Here is a 16,828-nt window from a genome sequence, read left to right on the forward strand (position 1 = left end):
CCGTCATTCATAGGCATGAACCCTGCCAGACGCCCCCCCCGCCTGTCTATTCACGTTTTTGAAACGCAGGCGCGCTAAACTGCCGAAATCATGGCAGGAAAACCGCCCTCATCGCGCGCCGGGAAATCGGCCAAGCCCATCGGATCATGGTCCTTTTTGGCAAGATTCTGCCGACCAGGCCCGGTTCGGCAGAAAGTGCCGCCCTGAGACTATCAAAAATCTCCCGAATGTGTCAGTAAACCCACACTTGGGGATGGACACAAATAAAACCGAATTCAACGGTAATTTGTGGTTTTGAAACGGGTACGAAGGACGGGGCTTTAATAGACATGACGAAACCGACGATGACGCGGCGGGCACTTCTTGGTGCCTTTGCAGCGACGACCGTGGCGGCTGCGCCGTTTACGGCCAACGCATTCGGCATCCTGCGGGGCGCAGGCGATATCCGCCGATTGAAGATGCATTCCGGGCGCACCGGCGAGACTGTGGACATGGTCTACTGGATCGAGGGCGACTACATCCGCCCGGCAATTCAGGAGATCAACTACTTCATGCGCGACTGGCGCACGGATCAGGTGCATGACATCGACCCGCGCACGCTGGACATCATGAGCGCGTCGCACAAACTGCTGGAGACGAACGAACCCTACATGCTGTTGTCGGGCTACCGCTCGCCCGAGACCAACGCGATGCTGCGGGCCCGGTCTTCGGGCGTGGCACGCCGGTCGCTGCACATGCAGGGCCAGGCGGCGGATCTGCGTGTCGCCGGACGCTCGGTCAGCCAGGTCGCCCGCGCGGCGCAAACCTGGTCGGCAGGGGGCGTCGGGCGCTATTCCGGATCGAACTTCACCCATATGGATTGCGGCCCGGTCCGCACCTGGGGCGGCTAAGCTGCACGGGTGATCCTGTTGCGGGGGCGGCTGAACCCGTCTGCCCCCGACCGGCACCCGAACCGCGAGATACGAAACCGGCCCATGACGGCCGGTTTTTTCATGTGCGGGTCACAGCGCGCGGACGGGGCAATCATCCATCAACGCCTCGGCATCCGAGCGGCGGCACAGCGCGGTCGCCTCGGTCATCACCGCGGCACTTGCCGCGGCCACGCCGTGTTGCAGGGCGATCTCGGGCGCGTCACCCCGCGCCAGGGCGACCGCGAACCCGGCCACGAAACTGTCGCCCGCCCCGGTTCTTGAGCGCACCGGCACCCGGGCCGCGGTGCAGAACCAGCGCCCCGCACCCGTGACCAGCACCGACCCCTCGGCCCCGCGCGCCAGCACCACCATGCGCGCCACGCGCCGCGCAACCAGATCGGCGGCAAGGTCCGCGCTGGCGGCGCTGTCGGGAAGGTCGCGTCCGGCAAGCTCCTCGGCCTCGGCATGATCGAGCCGCAGCAGCTCCAGCCCCTGGATGCGCCCTTGCGCGATGGCGGCCAGCGCCGGGCCGGAACTGTCGAGGATCACGCCCGCCCCCTGCGCCTCCGCGATCGCCACCAGCCAGGCGGCGAAATCGTCGGGAAACCCCTCCGGCTGGCTGCCAGACAGGATCGCCAGCCCACCGGACGGCAGGGAAGCCGCGATCTCATCCTGCGCGCGGGCCAGGTCATCTTGCCGCCACTCCGGGCCGGGAAAGACAAACCGGTATTGCGCGCCGCTGCTGCGGTCGGTGACGGAGAGATTCTGGCGCGTGTCACCGGGGGCCGCGACGCAGCGCGCCGTCACCCCCTCACGGTCCAGCAACCCCCGCAAGGTCTCGCCCGCCGCACCGCCCACGGCCACCAGCGCCACGCTGGTCCCGCCAAGCTCGGCCAGGGCGCGGCTGATATTGATGCCGCCGCCGCCGGGATCCATCCGGGGGGCGTCACAGCGCAGTTTGGGCCCCGGTTCCACCTCGGCTGCGGAACTGTCCAGGTCCACCGCCGGGTTCAGCGTTATCGTCAGGATCTCGCGCATGTCAGCCCCCTTTTCACGCCACAATCTAGGGCAGACGCAGGCCCCCATCCAGCCGGATCGTCTCGCCGTTCAGATAGGCCATCTCGATGATGAAACGGACCGTGCGGGCGAACTCCTGCGGATCGCCGAGGCGGCGGGGAAAGACCACGTCGGCGGCCAGACTGTCCATCATCTCCTGCCCCAGGCTTTCCAGCATCGGGGTCAGGAACAGACCCGGCGCGATGGCCATGCAGCGAATGCCAAGCGAGGCGAGGTCGCGCGCCACCGGCAGGGACAGCCCCGCCACCCCGGCCTTGGAGGACGCATAGGCCGCCTGCCCCTTCTGCCCGTCATAGGCCGCAATGGAGGCCGTGTTGACGATGACGCCGCGTTCGCCATCGGCATTGGGATCGTTCCTGGCCATCTCGGCCGCGGCCAGCCGCGCGACATTGAAGGCGCCGACCAGGTTGATGTCGATGGTGCGCTGGAAGTCGGCCAATGGGAACGGCCCCCTGGAGCCGACCGTCTTGGCCCCGGTCACGATCCCCGCGCAATTGACGACGCCGGTGATGCCGCCCATCCGGGCCGAGGCCAGCGCAACGCCCTCCGCAACACTCTCCTCCGAGGTCACATCGACTTTTACGAACCCGCCCCCGATCTCGTCGGCCACCGCCTGCCCCTTGTCGGCATCGCGGTCGAACAGGGCAACCTGCGCCCCCGCCCCCGCCAGGTAGCGCGCCGTCGCCTCGCCGAGGCCGCTGGCCCCGCCGGTCACGATCAGTCTTGCCGTTGAAATATCCATCACGCCATCCCCCTTGAATTGAACATGTGTTCAGTTATCAGGCGCGGGCGATCCGGTCAAATCCTCAGCGGTAATGCAGCGAGACGCCGTCGCGGAAGACATGCACCTTTTCCGGCGGGGCCGACATGCGCAGGGTCTTGTGGCGGTCGTCGGAATGCACGCCGGGGCGCTTGCCGATCACCGGATCCTGGCCGGTCGCGGCCTCGAAATACAGAAGCGTCACTTCGCCCAGGGCTTCCGTGATGGCGACCTTGCCCTCATAGGCGAAATCGGCGCTGTCGGTGACGACCATATCCTCGGGCCGGATGCCGACACGCACCCGCGCGCCCTGATCATCAGCGTTCGAGGGGTAATCAGACACGATCGTGCCGCCGCCCTGATCCGTCTGCACCCGCGTCTGCGCGCCGGTTTCGACGATCTCGCCCGCCAGCAGGTTCATCTGCGGGCTGCCGATGAATTGCGCCACGAACTCGCTGTTGGGCCGCTCGTAAAGCTCCAGCGGCGTGCCGACCTGGGCGATGCCCTTGTTGGCCAGCACCACGATGCGGCTGGCCAGTGTCATCGCCTCGACCTGGTCATGGGTGACGTAAATCATGGTCGAGTCGGGCATCTGCTCCTTCAGCTGCGCGATCTCGATCCGGGTCGCCACGCGCAGGGCCGCGTCGAGATTCGAGAGCGGCTCATCGAAGAGATAGACCTTGGGGTCGCGCACGATGGCCCGGCCAATGGCCACCCGCTGACGCTGCCCGCCCGACAGCGCCTTGGGCAGGCGGTCAAGGTATTCCTTCAATTGCAGCTTTTCCGCCGCGCCATTGACTGCCTCGTCGATCTCGGCCTTGGACTTGCCCGCGATGTTAAGCGCGAAGGCCATGTTGTCGCGCACCGTCATATGCGGATAAAGCGCGTAGGTCTGAAACACCATCGCAATGCCGCGCTGCGAGGGGGGCACGTCGTTCATCACCTGCCCGTCGATGGTGAAAGTCCCGCCCGAGATCTTCTCCAGCCCCGCCACCATGCGCAGAAGCGTGGACTTGCCGCAGCCCGAGGGCCCGACAAAGACGATCAGTTCGCCCGTCTCGATGTCGAGATTGATGTCGTTCAGGACATTCACATCGCCATAGGATTTGGCGACACCTTTCAGGATCAGATCGGCCATATTTCAGGTCTCCTCATGGGCGAACAGGGCCTGCCAGGGCCCGATATGCTGTGCGTCGGGGGTTGCGAAGGGGGCATCCTCGCACAGGGTCCAGTTGCCATCCGGCAGGGCGATGTCCTGGCCCGCATCGCTCAGGTTGAAGGCGCAGAGCAGGCGCTGGCCGTCATGGGACCGGGTGAAGATCACGACGCCCTCCTCGGCGCGGATCAGGGTGAAATCCCCCTTGGCCAGCGCCGGGTAACGTCCGCGAAACGCGATCATGGCGCGGTAAAAGTCCAGCATCGCGTCGGGCTGCGCGTTCTGCACCGAGACGGCGCGCGCCACATGTTCCATCGCGATGGGCAGCCACGGCTTGCCATCCGAGAACCCGGCATTGCGGTTATCGGCCACCCAGGGCATCGGCGTGCGGCAGCCGTCGCGGCCCTTGAACTTGGGCCAGAACCTTATGCCGTAGGGATCTTGCAGATCCTCATAGGCGACATAGGCCTCGCTCAGCCCCAGTTCCTCGCCCTGGTAGAGGCAGACCGAGCCGCGCAGGCTGAGCAGCAGCGCGGCGTAGGTCCGGTAGGCCGCATCGGACAGTTGCCAGCGCGTCGCGTGGCGGATCACGTCATGGTTGGAGAAGGCCCAACAGGCCCATCCGTCGCCGACGCCGGCCTCGAACTCCCTCAACACCCCGCCGACGCGGTCCGCCGTGGGGGAGACGCCGGACAGGAAATCGAAGCTGTAGCACATCTGCACCTTGTCATTGCCCGAGGTATAGGCGGCCTGGATTTCCTGGCCCCGCTGCGCATCGCCGACCTCGCCCACGGCGACGGCGGAGAACTCGTCCAGCACCGCGCGGAAGCGCTTGAGGAAGGCCAGGTTTTCGGGCTGGTTCTTGTCGTAGAGGTGATCTTGCCAGTTATAGGGGTTCACTTCAGGCGCGATAGTGGCGTTGCGCTGATCGGGGTCCAGCGCCGGGTTGTCGCGCAACTCCTTGTCGTGGAAGTAGAAATTGATCGTGTCGAGGCGGAAGCCATCGACGCCCCGCTCCAGCCAGAACCGCGCCACATCCAGCAGCGCATCCTGCACATCCGGGTTATGCAGGTTCAGGTCGGGCTGCGAGGTCAGGAAGTTGTGCAGGTAATACTGCATCCGCTCGCCATCCCATTCCCAGGCCGAGCCGCCGAAGATCGACAGCCAGTTGTTGGGCGGCGTGCCGTCGGGTTTGGCATCGGCCCAGACATACCAATCGGCGCGGGCATTCTCGCGGCTCTGGCGGCTTTCCTGGAACCAGGCATGCTGGTCCGACGAATGGCTCAGGACGAGGTCTATCAGCACCTTGATACCAAGCTCATGCGCCCGCGCGATCAGCGCGTCGAAATCGCCAAGCGACCCGAACATCGGATCGACATCACGGTAATCGGAGACGTCATAGCCGAAATCCAGCATCGGCGAGCGGAAGAAGGGCGAGATCCAGATCGCATCGACACCGAGGCTGGCGACATGGTCCAGCCGGTGGATGATGCCGCTGAGGTCGCCGATCCCGTCGCCATTGCTGTCCTGGAAGCTGCGGGGGTAGATCTGGTAGATCACCGCCCCGCGCCACCAGTCCTGATCGGGGGCGTGGACATCCTTGCGGGACATATCCTGCATGAGGTTCATTACGTAACTGCCTTGTTTACTTGACCGAGCCGGCCAGGAGGCCGCGCACGAGGTAGCGTTGCATTGTGAAGAAGACCAAGAGCGGCACCGCGATCGAGACGAAGGCCGCCGTGGCCAGGATCCCCCAATCGCCGCCGCGGCTGCCCAGGAGGTCGTCGGCGATGGTGACGGTCATCACGCGGCTGGCCTCATCGGACGGCAGGAACACCTTGGCGACCAGCAGGTCGTTCCAGGTCCACAGGAACTGGAAGATGGCGAAGCTGGCAAGTGCCGGGAAGGACAGCGGCAGGATGATCTTGAGGAATATCTGGAAATCCGTGGCTCCATCGACCTTGGCGCTTTCGATGATGTCGCGTGGCAGGCCGACCATGTAGTTTCTGAGCAGATAGACCGCCAGCGGCAGGCCGAACCCGGTATGGGCCAGCCAGATGCCGACGAAACTCTGCCCGATGCCGATCTGGTTGTGCAGGTTCAAAAGCGGCACAAGCGCCAGTTGCAGGGGCACGACCAGCAGGCCGACGACACAGGCGATCAGCAGCCCGCGACCGGGGAAATCCATCCAGGCCAGCGCATAGGCCGCGAAGGCCGCGATCAGGATCGGGATGATGGTGGCCGGGATCGTCACCGTCAGCGTGTTGATGAAGGCCCGGTCCATCCCGTCCGAGGTCAGGATGGTGCGGTAATTGTCCAAGGTGAAATTGGGCGGCGTCTCGGCCGCGAAATAGACGCGCGGACCGCTGCCCGGATCCTCCTCGGAGGTATAGACATAGCTGCCATCGGCGTTGACCGTCAGCATCCCGCCATCGCGGGTTTCGACCTCTTCGCCCGGCGCATAGGCCGCCGGTTCGCGGCCAAGGATGCCGAAACCGGTGATCTGCGCCTCACCGCTGGTGAACTCCGCGGCCACTTCCGCGCTCTCGAAGATGTTGCCCTCGACGATCCAGAGGTCGCCCTCCTGGCGGGGGTCGGCATCGCCGCGCGTGCGGTAGGTCAGCTCGACCGAGAACGGCGCCACCCACCAGCCCGAGGCGGTGATCTGGTCGCGGTCGCGGAAGGACGAGACGAACAGCCCCACGGTCGGGATCAGCCAGGCGATGACCAGGATCAGGACCGAGATATTGACCGCCCATTTCAGCGCGTTGTTCTGTCCGGCGATATTGTCCATCAGCGCATCTCCTTCTGGGCCTGGCGGATGTTCCAGATCATCACCGGCAGGACGACGATCATGATCACCACGGCCACGGCGGTCGCCCGCCCGTCATCGCGGAACATGAAGCTCATCATGTAGCTTGGCAGGATCTCGGTGCCGAAATTGCCGCCCGTCATGGTGTAGACGATGTCGAAGACCTTGAGCACGAGGATGGTGATCGTGGTCCAGACCACGACGATGGTGCCCATGATCTGCGGCACCTTGATGCGGAAGAAGACGCGGAACGGCCCCGCCCCGTCGATGATCGCGGCCTCGATCGTGTCCTCGGGCACGCCGCGCAGGGCGGCAGAGAGGATCACCATGGCAAAGCCGGTCTGGATCCAGACCAGGATCACCATGAGGAAGAAGTTGTTCCAGAACGGCAGTTGCAGCGGATCGAGCGGATCGAGCCCCATGCCGTCGCGGATCGCGTTGATGATGCCGATATCGGGATCGCCCGCATAGACGAATTTCCAGATCAGCGAGGCGCCGACGAAAGAGATCGCCATCGGCATGAAGATCAGCGATTTGGCGATGTTGCCCCAGGACAGGCGGTCGGTCAGTTGCGCCACCACGAGGCCGAAGAAGGTGGCGGCGGCGGGCACGACCAGGGCCCAGAGCGCGTTGTTGATCAGCGCGGTCTGGAACTCGGGGTCGCCCGCAAGCGAAGTGTAGTTGCCAAGGCCGATGAACTCGTTGCCGGCCCGGTTATACATCGACCGGATCAGGCTGCCGATGACCGGGTAGACCAGGTAGATCGACAGCGCCAGGATGGCGGGCAGCAGGAACAGCCAGGGCCGGATCGCGTTGGCCCGGTTGATGTTGCGCCCGATATTGGGGCCCTTGGCGGGATAGATGACCTTATCGAGCAGCAGGTTCGCGGCATAGAAATAGCCGACACACCCGAACACACCGACGAAGATCGTGATTGCACCTTGCACCAGCGGTGACATGACCGTGCCCCTCCCCCCTTGAGTTGGCCGTATGGTCCCGGCCCGCGCGCATGGCGGGCCGGGATCTCGGTGTCTACTGGATCGAGTCCCAGCGGTCCTGGATTGACGCCGCCACATCCGCGGCATCCGCGCCGGTGACGTAATCGACCATGCCGGTCCAGAAGGCGCCCGCGCCGATCTCACCGGGCATCAGGTCCGAGGCGTCGAACCGGAAGGTGGTGGCGTTCAGAAGGATCTCGTTCATGGCGCGCTGTGCATCCGAGGCGAAGACCTCGGCGTTCGCGTCGCCATAGGGCGTCAGGAAGCCCGATTGCGCCATCCAGATCTCATGCGCGATGGGGGTTTGCAGGAATTCCATCCACACATTGGCCGCATCGGACGGGTCGGTGATCGCCCAGAGCGTGCCCGCGCCCAGGACCGGGCTGCCGAGGCCCGCCTCTTCCGAGGCCGGGAAGTAGAAGAAATCCGCATCCGCGTCTTCCGGGAAGAAGGTCGGGATGAAGCTGGCCTGACGGTGCATGTAGCATTCCGCCGGGAAGGTGAAGAGGCCCGCGGGGCTGTCGCGGAAATCGGTCGTGGCCACGGCCTGCGATCCGCCGCTCACGTAATCCTCGTTGCGGGCGAACTCGCCGAAGGCCTCGATCGCGCCGACGACACGCTCGTCGTCGAAGGGAATCTCGTTGGCGACCCATTGGTCATAGACCTCGGGCGGCTGCGTGCGCAGCATCATGTCCTCGACCCAGTCGGTCGCGGGCCAGCCGGTCGCGGCGCCCGATCCCAGGCCGATGCACCAGGGCGTTTCGCCATCGGCGACGATCTGGTCGGAGAGCGCGCGCAGCTCTTCCATGGTTTCGGGCACCTCATAGCCCATCTCGTCGAAGGCCTCGGGCGAATACCAGACCAGCGATTTCAGATCGACCTTGTAGAAAAAGCCGAACAGCTCCTCCTCGCCGTCCTCGTTGGCATAGGTGCCCAGATCGACCCAGGACTGCCCGGCGGCGTAGTTTTCGCGGATCCAGTCGGCGGTGCCCTCGGGCAAGGGCGTCAGCGCGCCGCGTCCGGCCATGTCCGAGGCCAGGCCCGGCTGCGGGAACACCGCGATATTGGGCGGGCTGTTGGCCTGGATCGAGATCACGATGTCCTGCTCGAAACTGTCCGAACCGGAATAGTTCACGGTGGCGCCGGTCGCCTCCTCGAAATAGGCGGCGACGCTGTTCATCAGGTCGGCATCGGCACCGGTCCAGGGGCCGGTGATGCTGAGCGTCTGACCGCTCAGGTCATTGTCCGCGGCGAAGGCCTCGAAACTGTCCCAGCTGAACGCGCCCTCGCCCGGCGCGAACATCAGGTGTCCTTCGGCATTGGCGGCCCCGGCTGCCAGCAGCGCGATCCCTGCCACGCCTGCGTATAGCGATGTCTTCATGATTCCCTCCCGGTTGTCGGCCCAATCGGGCCTGTCTTGTCTGGATGCACCCGGCATTTACAAAGATTACCAAAGCGCTTTGACTGGCTGCACAGTCTCGCAGAATCGCCTGCCTGTCAATTGGGCATGTTACCACGGACCAATAAAAACAGGCACTCCCTTCGCAGGCGCAGCATTCCAAACGCAACTCCCCCTTTGACAGGCACAAAGGTTCCGGTCTAGCTTCTGCAAATATTGAAAGCGCTTTGGTGCCCCTTTGGCGATGAACCTCAAACAACTGGCCGAGACGCTCGGACTGTCGCAAACGACGGTCAGCCGGGCCATGAACGGCTACCCGGAGGTCAGCGAGGCCACCCGCGCGCGCGTCCATGCCGCCGCCGCGCGGCACAATTACCGCCCCAACACCCGCGCCCGCAGCCTGGCCACGGGCCGTTCGATGATGATCGGGCATGTGATCCCGGTCTCGACCCGGCACGAGATGATGAACCCGATCTTCTCGGATTTCATCTCGGGCGCGGGCGAAGCCTATGCCAAGGCCGGGTTCGACATGATGCTGTCGATCGTGCCCGACGACATGGAGGACAGCGCCTATCGCGCGCTGGCCCGGCGGCAATCGGTCGATGGCATCGTCATTCACGGCCCCCGCGCCGACGATCCGCGCATCGCGTTGCTGAAAGAGATCGGCCTGCCCTTCGTGGTGCACGGCCGCGCCTCGGACGCGCCCGCCGATTTCTCCTGGGTCGATGTCAACAACCGCCGCGCCTTTGCCCGCGCGACCGAACTGCTCTGCGATCTCGGGCACCGGCGCATCGCGCTGATCAACGGGCTGGAGGACATGGATTTTGCCCGCCGCCGCCGCGAAGGCGTCGAGATGACGTTGCGCGCGCGCGGGCTGGAGGTGAACCCCGACTGGATGAGCAGCGACGAGATGACCGAGCATTACGGCCACGCCAGCGCGGCGCGGATGCTGGCCGGTGACCCTGCCCCCACGGCCTTCCTGGTCTCCTCCATGATCCCGGCCATCGGCGTGCGCCGCGCGGTCGAGGATGCGGGGCTGAAACTGGGCCGCGACATCAGCGTGATCACCCATGACGATGCGCTGAGCTACCTCGGCAATGGCGGCGATGTGCCGATCTTCACCGCCACCCGTTCCTCGGTGCGCGAGGCGGGGCGCATCGCCGGCACCCTGCTGCTAGAGATGATCGCAGATCCCGGCGGCCCGCCCCTGCAAACCTTGCTTGAGGCCGAATTGATGCTCGGCCAATCCACCGGCCCCGTGCCAAGACCGGAGTGACCCCATGACATGGACGCGTAACGATTTCCCCGAAGGCTTCCTCTTCGGGGCGGCGACATCCTCCTACCAGATCGAGGGGCATGGCATGGGCGGCGCGGGGCCGACCCATTGGGACAGTTTCGCCGCCACGCCGGGCAATGTCGTGCGGGCCGAGGATGGCGCGCGCGCCTGCGATCACTACACCCGCTGGCCCGAGGATCTGGACCTTCTGCGCGATCTCAATGTCGATATCTACCGCTTCTCGACCTCCTGGGCGCGGGTCTTGCCCGAGGGGACCGGCACGCCCAATCCGGAGGGGCTGGATTTCTACGACCGGCTGGTCGATGGCATGCTGGAACGCGGCTTGAAGCCCGCCGCGACGCTCTACCATTGGGAATTGCCGCAACCGCTGGCCGACAGGGGCGGCTGGCGCAACCGCGATATCGCGGGCTGGTTCGCCGAGTTCACCGAAACCATCATGGGGCGGATCGGCGACCGCCTCTGGTCCGCCGCCCCGATAAATGAGCCCTGGTGCGTCAGCTGGCTCAGCCATTTCGAGGGCCATCACGCGCCGGGGATGCGCGACATCCGCGCCACCGCCCGCGCCATGCATCACGTGTTGCTGGCGCATGGCCGCGCGATCGAGGTCATGCGCGGCCTCGGGCTGTCAAACCTGGGCGGTGTGTTCAACCTGGAATGGGCCGATCCGGCCGACCCGGACAACCCGGCCGATGTCGCAGCCGCCGCGCGCTATGACGCGATCTATAACCGCTTCTTCCTGGGCGGCGTCTTTCAGGGGCATTACCCGGCGGAGGTGCTGGAAGGGCTGGAGCCGCATCTGCCGCAAGGCTGGCAGGACGATTTCGCCACGATCACCCAACCGCTCGACTGGGTCGGCCTGAATTACTACACCCGCAAGCTGATTGCCGCCGCCCCCGGCCCCTGGCCTGGGCTGACAGAGGTGCAAGGCCCCCTGCCCAAGACCCAGATGGGGTGGGAGGTCTGCCCCGAGGCGCTCTACCGGTTCATCATGCGCGTGGCCAATACCCATGCGCCCGACCTGCCCATCTATGTCACCGAGAACGGCATGGCCAATGCCGACCGGTTGCAAGGGGGCGTGATCGACGACCCAGAGAGGCTGGCCTATCTCGATGCGCATCTGGCGCAATGCCGCCGCGCCATCGCCGACGGGGCCGACCTGCGCGGCTACATCATCTGGTCGCTTCTGGACAATTACGAATGGGCCCTGGGCTATGAAAAGCGCTTCGGCCTCGTTCATGTCGATTTCGAAAGCTTGAAGCGCACCCCGAAAGCGTCCTATCACGCGCTTGAGCGCGCTTTGCGCCGAAAGGGCGGATGATGAGTTCGACGCTATCCCTCGTGGCCGATATCGGCGGCACCAACACCCGCGTGGCGCTAGCCGAGGGGGCGAGCGTGCGCGTGGACAGCGTGCGCCGCTACAAGAACGCAGGGTTCGCGGGGCTCTCGCCGGTGCTGGAGGCCTATCTGGCCGAGCTGGCCCCCGGCAACCTGACCGGAGCCTGCGTCGCCGTGGCGGGCCCGGTGCGCGACGGGGTCGGCCAGATGACCAACCTCGACTGGCGCATCGACCGGACCGATCTGGGCCAGGTCACGGGTGCTGCGAACCTCGCGGTGCTGAACGACCTTCAGGCGCAGGGCCATGCTGTGGGGCAAGTGACCGAGGGCGATCTGATCCGCCTGTTGCCGCAGCCCCCGGCCTCGCCCCAGGCGGCCAAGCTGGTGGTGGGCCTCGGCACCGGGTTCAACGCGGCGCCGATCTATGACACCAGGGCTGGTCGCTTCGTGCCGCCGTCCGAATGCGGTCACATCACCCTGCCCCGCTCCTCCGATGCGCTGGCCGCCCTGGCCGCCGACCTGACCGACGGGCGCGGTTTCGCCGCCGTGGAGGAGGCGCTGTCGGGCCGCGGCATCGTGGCGGTTCACAAGCACCTGCACGGCGTGCGCCTCACCAGCACCGAGATCATGGACCGGCTGGAGGCAGGCGACGCAGCCGCCCGCGCCACCGCGCGGCTCTTCACCCAGGCGCTCGGCACCGTGATGGGGGATCTTGCGCTCATCCACCTGCCGTTCGGCGGCATCTACCTGGTCGGCGGCATGGCCCGCGCCATCGCGCCCTGGCTGCAAGAGCTGGATTTCGCCCCCGCCTTCCGCGCCAAGGGCCGCTTTGCCCGCTTCATGGACCAGTTCGGCATCGCGGTGGTGACCGACGATTACGCCGCCCTCTCGGGCTGCGCCGCGCATCTCGATCACCTGCCCGCCGGGTAGCCCAGATTTTTTCACCTCAAGGCGCGCGCCCCCTTGCACCCGGCAACGTCCTTGCGCTATTGCGCTTCGGCACGGAGAGGTGGCCGAGTGGTCGAAGGCGCACGCCTGGAAAGTGTGTAGGCGGGAAACCGTCTCCAGGGTTCGAATCCCTGTCTCTCCGCCATTATCCCCATTGCGAACCAGTGACACCGCCCTGACGGGCACGGATTTTTCCGTGTTATCAAAGTGGTTTGCGAGGTCTGACCGTACCTCATAGACGCGCCGCCTCGCCGAGTCTGGGCTCAGGATGCGCCTCTGTCTCAGTTTGGGCGAACCTCACCCTTTGCGGTTCGGTCCACTTTTGGCATTACTTTTCAATGGCCTGCCTGCGAACCCCGCCAAAACCCTAACGTGCGTTCCGAACGACATCGATGGCAACATAGCCAGAACACGCGGTAGGCGCATTGCTCGGGATGCCAGCGTAGGTTGGCGGATTTCTTGGGCAGGTTTGCATCCCATTCCCCCAACCGAAACCGCTGATGACAAATGATTTTCCCGCGTCTAGCCTGGCCGCATATCGAACGGGCCTTGGACAGATGCAGAGAATGACCTGATCATCGCGGATTACTTCGCGATGCTGGCCGACGACATTGCAGGCATCCGCTACAATCGGGCATCGGTGGGCGCCAGGTCCGCAGTTGATCTATCGGTCGGAGGGAACGAGCACGAAAACAGGATCCAGGTGAAGAGGGAAGACTGTTTGAAATAAGAATGTGGGTCTTGATGATTGATGATTACCAAATGAATGCGAGATAAAGTCTAGAAATGGCAACCTGTGACGTTTGTGGAGAAGCGATTGTTTTCAGGTATGTGGATGGACGCCCAACGCCCATCCACACCAATGGCGGCTGGTGTCGAGGTTATCGGGATTCTCGTTCTTCGTCGGACAGTTCGCCTTTTCGGTCTCTGCGCTCGTATGTTGTTCCAAACGCAACTTGCCCGGTTTGCGGGGAGACAGTCTTCTTCTATCAATCACCCACCGGCGGGCGGGTATTCTTCGATGATCTTGGCTGGCCGTGGCCAAAACACCCATGCACCGACAATAAACGTCCGGCTGGAAAGCCTGCGCACTCAAAGCGTACCGGCAACATCTTGGCGTTTCGAGCGCGGGACGGATCGCAGCTTTCGCTCTACGATCTTGACGACTTCGAGGACTTGGAAGGCCACTACAAGTTCATCTTTCGCCGACAGGATACCAACAAGCGACGGGCCGGTATTCTTAAGAAGGCGACGATGAGGAAAGGTGGGCTGAAGCTCGACGACTTCTTCGACGCGCCGTCCTTTGTCGTGGATCTCGACAAGAGCTCAGGCGCGGGACTGCGCGTCGACTTTATTTGTGTCAGGCTGAGTAAGATTGTGAAGATCAAGATGTCGAAGAATTCCGACAGCCTTTAGCTTTTGCGTTCTTAGCTAATCGAATGCCTGCCGTTTTCCGATCAAGGCTCTATTTTTAGGCGCCATTAGGCACCATCAATCAAACACGCGCTCCGGCTGCTCGACCCACGGCAGCTCCGCCACGCCACAGAGGTCAAAGATCGACAGCACCGTTGGTTCGCGTTGCAGGACCAACCGTTCGAGCACCGATGGTGAGAGCCATGCCAGCCTGATCACTCGGCTGACATAGCGGTCGGAGATGCCTTCCTCTCTGGCGAGATCGGCGATGGTGGTGACGTCGCCGCACTCGAGCCTGTGCCGCCAGTTCCACGCGCGCCCAATGGCGCGCAGCAGGCGGGCATCCTGGCCGCGCTCCATGGCGACTTCGATTTCCTTGGGCGGCAGGATGCGGGGGCGACCGCCGCGATTGCGCAGGGTGAGCGGGATGTGGACGCGCAGGGTTTCGGGCCCTGCCATCACGCCACCTCCGGCTTGGCCGGGGCCATCAGCGCGGCAATCGCGCCCAAGCCCTCGTGGCGCAGATCGACCGCCAACCCGGCGTCGCTTGCGGTGACCCGCGCCACCAGAAGCCGGACCACGCGCGCCTGCTCGGCCGGGATCAGCGCCTTCCACATGTCGTCGAACTGGGTGAGCGAGGCGCTGATGTCCGCTTCGCCGAGGTCTGGCCGATCCTTTCGCAGGGTACGAGACACCCGCGCGGCGACTTCCGGGGTGCGCAGCAGGCGGCGAATTTCGCCAACCACGGCATCCTCGACCATGCCACCGGGAAGCCGCTGCGGGCCTCGGATCTCGGCCTTGGGCCGTTTCTTGATCGCGTCCATCGAGACGTAATAGCGATAGCGCCGCGTCCCCTTCTTGGTGTGGTGCGGGGTCATCGCGACGCCCGTCTCGGTGAAGATCAACCCGCGCAGCAGCGCCGGTGAGGGTTCCTTGGCAACGGCAACCCGCTTGATGCGATTGTTCGCTATTACATGGTGGACGTCGTCCCACAGCGTCTCATCGATGATCGCGTCATGCTCGCCCGGGTAGGCATTGCCCTTGTGCACCGCGAGGCCGCGATAGATCTTGTTGTGCAGAGTCTTGAGGAGCGAGGTCTTGTCGTAGGGCCTGCCGGTCTTGGTCAGGATCGCGCGTGTGTCCAATTCGCGGATCACCTCCGCCGTGGAACTGGACCGGGCGTAGAGCGTGAAGATCGTCCGCACCGTCTCGGCCTCGACCGGGTCCACGATCAGCTTGCGGTCCTTCACGTTGTAGCCCAGTGGCACCGGCCCACCCATCCAGATGCCCTTCTTGCGCGACGCAGCGACTTTGTCGCGGATCCGCTCGCCGATGACCTCGCGTTCAAACTGGGCAAAGCTAAGCAGAATGTTCAGCGTCAGCCGCCCCATCGATGTGGTGGTGTTGAACGACTGCGTGACGGACACGAAGGTGACGCCGTGGCGGTCGAAGATTTCGACCAGCTTCGAGAAATCCATCAGCGCGCGGCTGAGGCGGTCGATCTTGTAGACCACGACGATGTCGATCAGCCCGTCCTCGATGTCGGCGATCAGGTCCTTCAGCGCGGGCCGCTCTAGCGTGCCGCCGGAAAAGCCGCCGTCATCGTATTTGTCGCGCAGGCAGACCCAGCCCTCGGCCTTCTGGCTGGCGATATAGGCCTCGCAGGCATCCCGCTGGGCGTCGAGGCTGTTGAACTCCATGTCGAGCCCTTCCTCGCTCGACTTGCGGGTGTAGATGGCGCAGCGCAGGCGACGGGGCGGTTGCGGCTGTGTTTGGCGCGTCATTTGCTGATCCTCGGGCGTGGGGTGAAGCCGAAGAACTTCCAGCCGTTCCAGTTCGCGCCGGTGATGGCCCGCGCTGCGCCGGAGAGCGATTTGAACCGGCGACCCTGCCATTCAAAGCCCTTCGCCAAGACGGTGACGGTGTGCTCGACGCCATTCCACTCGCGGACCAGCTTGGTGCCCGGGATCGGGCGTCGTGGGTCGGACACCATCTGACCGGGTTCACCAGAGGCCACCTCAACCGCCAGAGCGTCCAGTGTCCGCCGCGTGTCGCGTCCAATGCCGCCAAGGGCCAGTTCCTGGATGCGGTATCCCAGCCGTAGCTCAAGGTTCTGGCGGCTGGTGTTCGGTGCCGGCGCGTCAAAGATCGCCGCCCACTTCTCTCGCAGCTCCGGCACGGTCATGGCCTTCATCGCGACCAGGTCCGCCAGGACAGCGTGGTCCCGCGCAGGGCCAACGCCTGCTCTCTTTCCTACTGATTTCGTTTTGGTTTTCGTCATTCGTCCTCTCCAACTCGGGTTCGCAACTGGTGACGACGACGGCGAACAAGGGCGAGGATGTCCAGCGAACTGTCTGCTTCGTTTGTCGAATTCTCGTTTATTCTTGGTGGGTTGGAGCGATCCACGGCTGAAGCGAGAATCCTGGCGAGTTCCGCCAGCCGCTCATCAGTCGTGAGCGTGTCGGGCGGAGGCGCGAAATTGACGTCGGTATCGGTCATGGTGGGCGAACCTCAGGAGCTGTTTTGTCCTGTGGTGGCCCCACCGCGGAAGGTATTTCAAGTCAAAACAAGGGGTTGTCGTATAACTGCGAAATGTAGAGAACTTGATCGTGCGATTTCCTAAGTGCTTTCCCGGCCAAAGAAGCTTCGATAGTGTCCCGGGAAATGGTGTAACTTTGCTCTTCGGCCTTGGCTCGGCCGCAGTTACAGGGCGGCGATTGTC

Annotated in this window: 16 protein-coding genes, 1 tRNA gene and 1 pseudogene; 7 read left to right on the plus strand and 11 right to left on the minus strand. The window is 64.4% G+C overall.

The features are described from left to right. The first annotated feature begins 329 nt into the window (after positions 1–329). Positions 330–890, plus strand: a complete 561-nt coding sequence (locus HNS34_RS07580) for a peptidoglycan L,D-endopeptidase MepK (RefSeq protein ID WP_235952650.1) — start codon at positions 330–332, stop codon at positions 888–890. A gap of 111 nt (positions 891–1,001) precedes the next feature. Here the strand turns inward: HNS34_RS07580 and HNS34_RS07585 are convergent, their stop codons facing one another. The 7 genes from HNS34_RS07585 to HNS34_RS07615 all read right to left on the minus strand — a co-directional run bounded on the left by HNS34_RS07585 (position 1,002) and on the right by HNS34_RS07615 (position 9,095). Then, the gene (locus tag HNS34_RS07585; RefSeq protein ID WP_172319434.1) at positions 1,002–1,949 is read right to left on the minus strand and encodes a 1-phosphofructokinase family hexose kinase; all 948 of its coding nucleotides are present in this window, start codon (positions 1,947–1,949) and stop codon (positions 1,002–1,004) included. Positions 1,950–1,974: 25 nt separating this feature from the next. Continuing rightward, positions 1,975–2,730 carry an SDR family NAD(P)-dependent oxidoreductase gene (locus tag HNS34_RS07590; RefSeq protein WP_172319435.1) on the minus strand — a complete coding sequence of 252 codons (756 nt, stop codon included), beginning with the start codon at positions 2,728–2,730 and terminating at the stop codon, positions 1,975–1,977. 64 nt (positions 2,731–2,794) lie between these two features. Beyond that, positions 2,795–3,886: an ABC transporter ATP-binding protein gene (locus HNS34_RS07595; RefSeq protein WP_172319436.1), complete on the minus strand. Its 1,092-nt coding sequence runs from the start codon at positions 3,884–3,886 to the stop codon at positions 2,795–2,797. A 3-nt stretch (positions 3,887–3,889) separates the two neighbouring features. Continuing rightward, positions 3,890–5,533, minus strand: coding sequence for an alpha-glucosidase (locus HNS34_RS07600; protein ID WP_235952651.1), 1,644 nt, complete (start codon positions 5,531–5,533; stop codon positions 3,890–3,892). Positions 5,534–5,549: 16 nt separating this feature from the next. Next, positions 5,550–6,698 carry a carbohydrate ABC transporter permease gene (locus HNS34_RS07605; RefSeq protein ID WP_172319437.1) on the minus strand — a complete coding sequence of 383 codons (1,149 nt, stop codon included), beginning with the start codon at positions 6,696–6,698 and terminating at the stop codon, positions 5,550–5,552. Then, entirely contained in the window at positions 6,698–7,675 is a 978-nt protein-coding gene (locus HNS34_RS07610) for a carbohydrate ABC transporter permease (protein ID WP_172319438.1), read from the minus strand. The genes HNS34_RS07605 and HNS34_RS07610 overlap by 1 nt, the downstream gene beginning before the upstream one ends. 73 nt (positions 7,676–7,748) lie before the next feature. Beyond that, positions 7,749–9,095 carry an ABC transporter substrate-binding protein gene (locus tag HNS34_RS07615; RefSeq protein WP_172319439.1) on the minus strand — a complete coding sequence of 449 codons (1,347 nt, stop codon included), beginning with the start codon at positions 9,093–9,095 and terminating at the stop codon, positions 7,749–7,751. A gap of 262 nt (positions 9,096–9,357) precedes the next feature. Here HNS34_RS07615 and HNS34_RS07620 point away from each other — a divergent pair, with 262 nt between their 5' ends. The 6 genes and pseudogenes from HNS34_RS07620 (at position 9,358) to HNS34_RS07640 (ending at position 14,109) form a co-directional block, all read left to right on the plus strand. Further along, positions 9,358–10,389 (plus strand): substrate-binding domain-containing protein, encoded by a 1,032-nt coding sequence (locus HNS34_RS07620; RefSeq protein ID WP_172319440.1) that lies wholly within the window; start codon positions 9,358–9,360, stop codon positions 10,387–10,389. 4 nt (positions 10,390–10,393) lie between these two features. Further along, on the plus strand, positions 10,394–11,728 hold the full coding sequence (locus HNS34_RS07625; RefSeq protein ID WP_172319441.1) for a GH1 family beta-glucosidase: 1,335 nt from the start codon (positions 10,394–10,396) through the stop codon (positions 11,726–11,728). Then, positions 11,725–12,675: a glucokinase gene (locus HNS34_RS07630; RefSeq protein WP_328700491.1), complete on the plus strand. Its 951-nt coding sequence runs from the start codon at positions 11,725–11,727 to the stop codon at positions 12,673–12,675. The genes HNS34_RS07625 and HNS34_RS07630 overlap by 4 nt, the downstream gene beginning before the upstream one ends. A gap of 73 nt (positions 12,676–12,748) precedes the next feature. Beyond that, positions 12,749–12,838 (plus strand) — tRNA-Ser (locus HNS34_RS07635). 390 nt (positions 12,839–13,228) lie between these two features. After that, positions 13,229–13,330 (plus strand): annotated as a pseudogene (locus tag HNS34_RS21140) (DUF3883 domain-containing protein); the annotation flags it as partial. A gap of 149 nt (positions 13,331–13,479) precedes the next feature. Continuing rightward, on the plus strand, positions 13,480–14,109 hold the full coding sequence (locus tag HNS34_RS07640) for a hypothetical protein (RefSeq protein WP_172319442.1): 630 nt from the start codon (positions 13,480–13,482) through the stop codon (positions 14,107–14,109). A gap of 75 nt (positions 14,110–14,184) precedes the next feature. On the opposite strand, the gene HNS34_RS07645 is transcribed toward HNS34_RS07640, so the two are convergent. From HNS34_RS07645 to HNS34_RS07660, 4 genes are read right to left on the minus strand one after another with little or no spacing between them, the layout of a single operon-like run. Continuing rightward, on the minus strand, positions 14,185–14,565 hold the full coding sequence (locus HNS34_RS07645) for a hypothetical protein (RefSeq protein ID WP_172319443.1): 381 nt from the start codon (positions 14,563–14,565) through the stop codon (positions 14,185–14,187). Next, on the minus strand, positions 14,565–15,890 hold the full coding sequence (locus HNS34_RS07650; protein ID WP_172319444.1) for a recombinase family protein: 1,326 nt from the start codon (positions 15,888–15,890) through the stop codon (positions 14,565–14,567). The genes HNS34_RS07645 and HNS34_RS07650 overlap by 1 nt, the downstream gene beginning before the upstream one ends. Further along, on the minus strand, positions 15,887–16,387 hold the full coding sequence (locus HNS34_RS07655; protein WP_214647447.1) for a DUF2924 domain-containing protein: 501 nt from the start codon (positions 16,385–16,387) through the stop codon (positions 15,887–15,889). The genes HNS34_RS07650 and HNS34_RS07655 overlap by 4 nt, the downstream gene beginning before the upstream one ends. After that, positions 16,384–16,605: a hypothetical protein gene (locus HNS34_RS07660; RefSeq protein WP_172319445.1), complete on the minus strand. Its 222-nt coding sequence runs from the start codon at positions 16,603–16,605 to the stop codon at positions 16,384–16,386. The genes HNS34_RS07655 and HNS34_RS07660 overlap by 4 nt, the downstream gene beginning before the upstream one ends. Positions 16,606–16,828 lie beyond the last annotated feature (223 nt).

Origin of the sequence: Alterinioella nitratireducens, assembly GCF_013155465.1 — a bacterium.
Classification (GTDB): Bacteria; Pseudomonadota; Alphaproteobacteria; order Rhodobacterales; family Rhodobacteraceae; genus Alterinioella; species Alterinioella nitratireducens.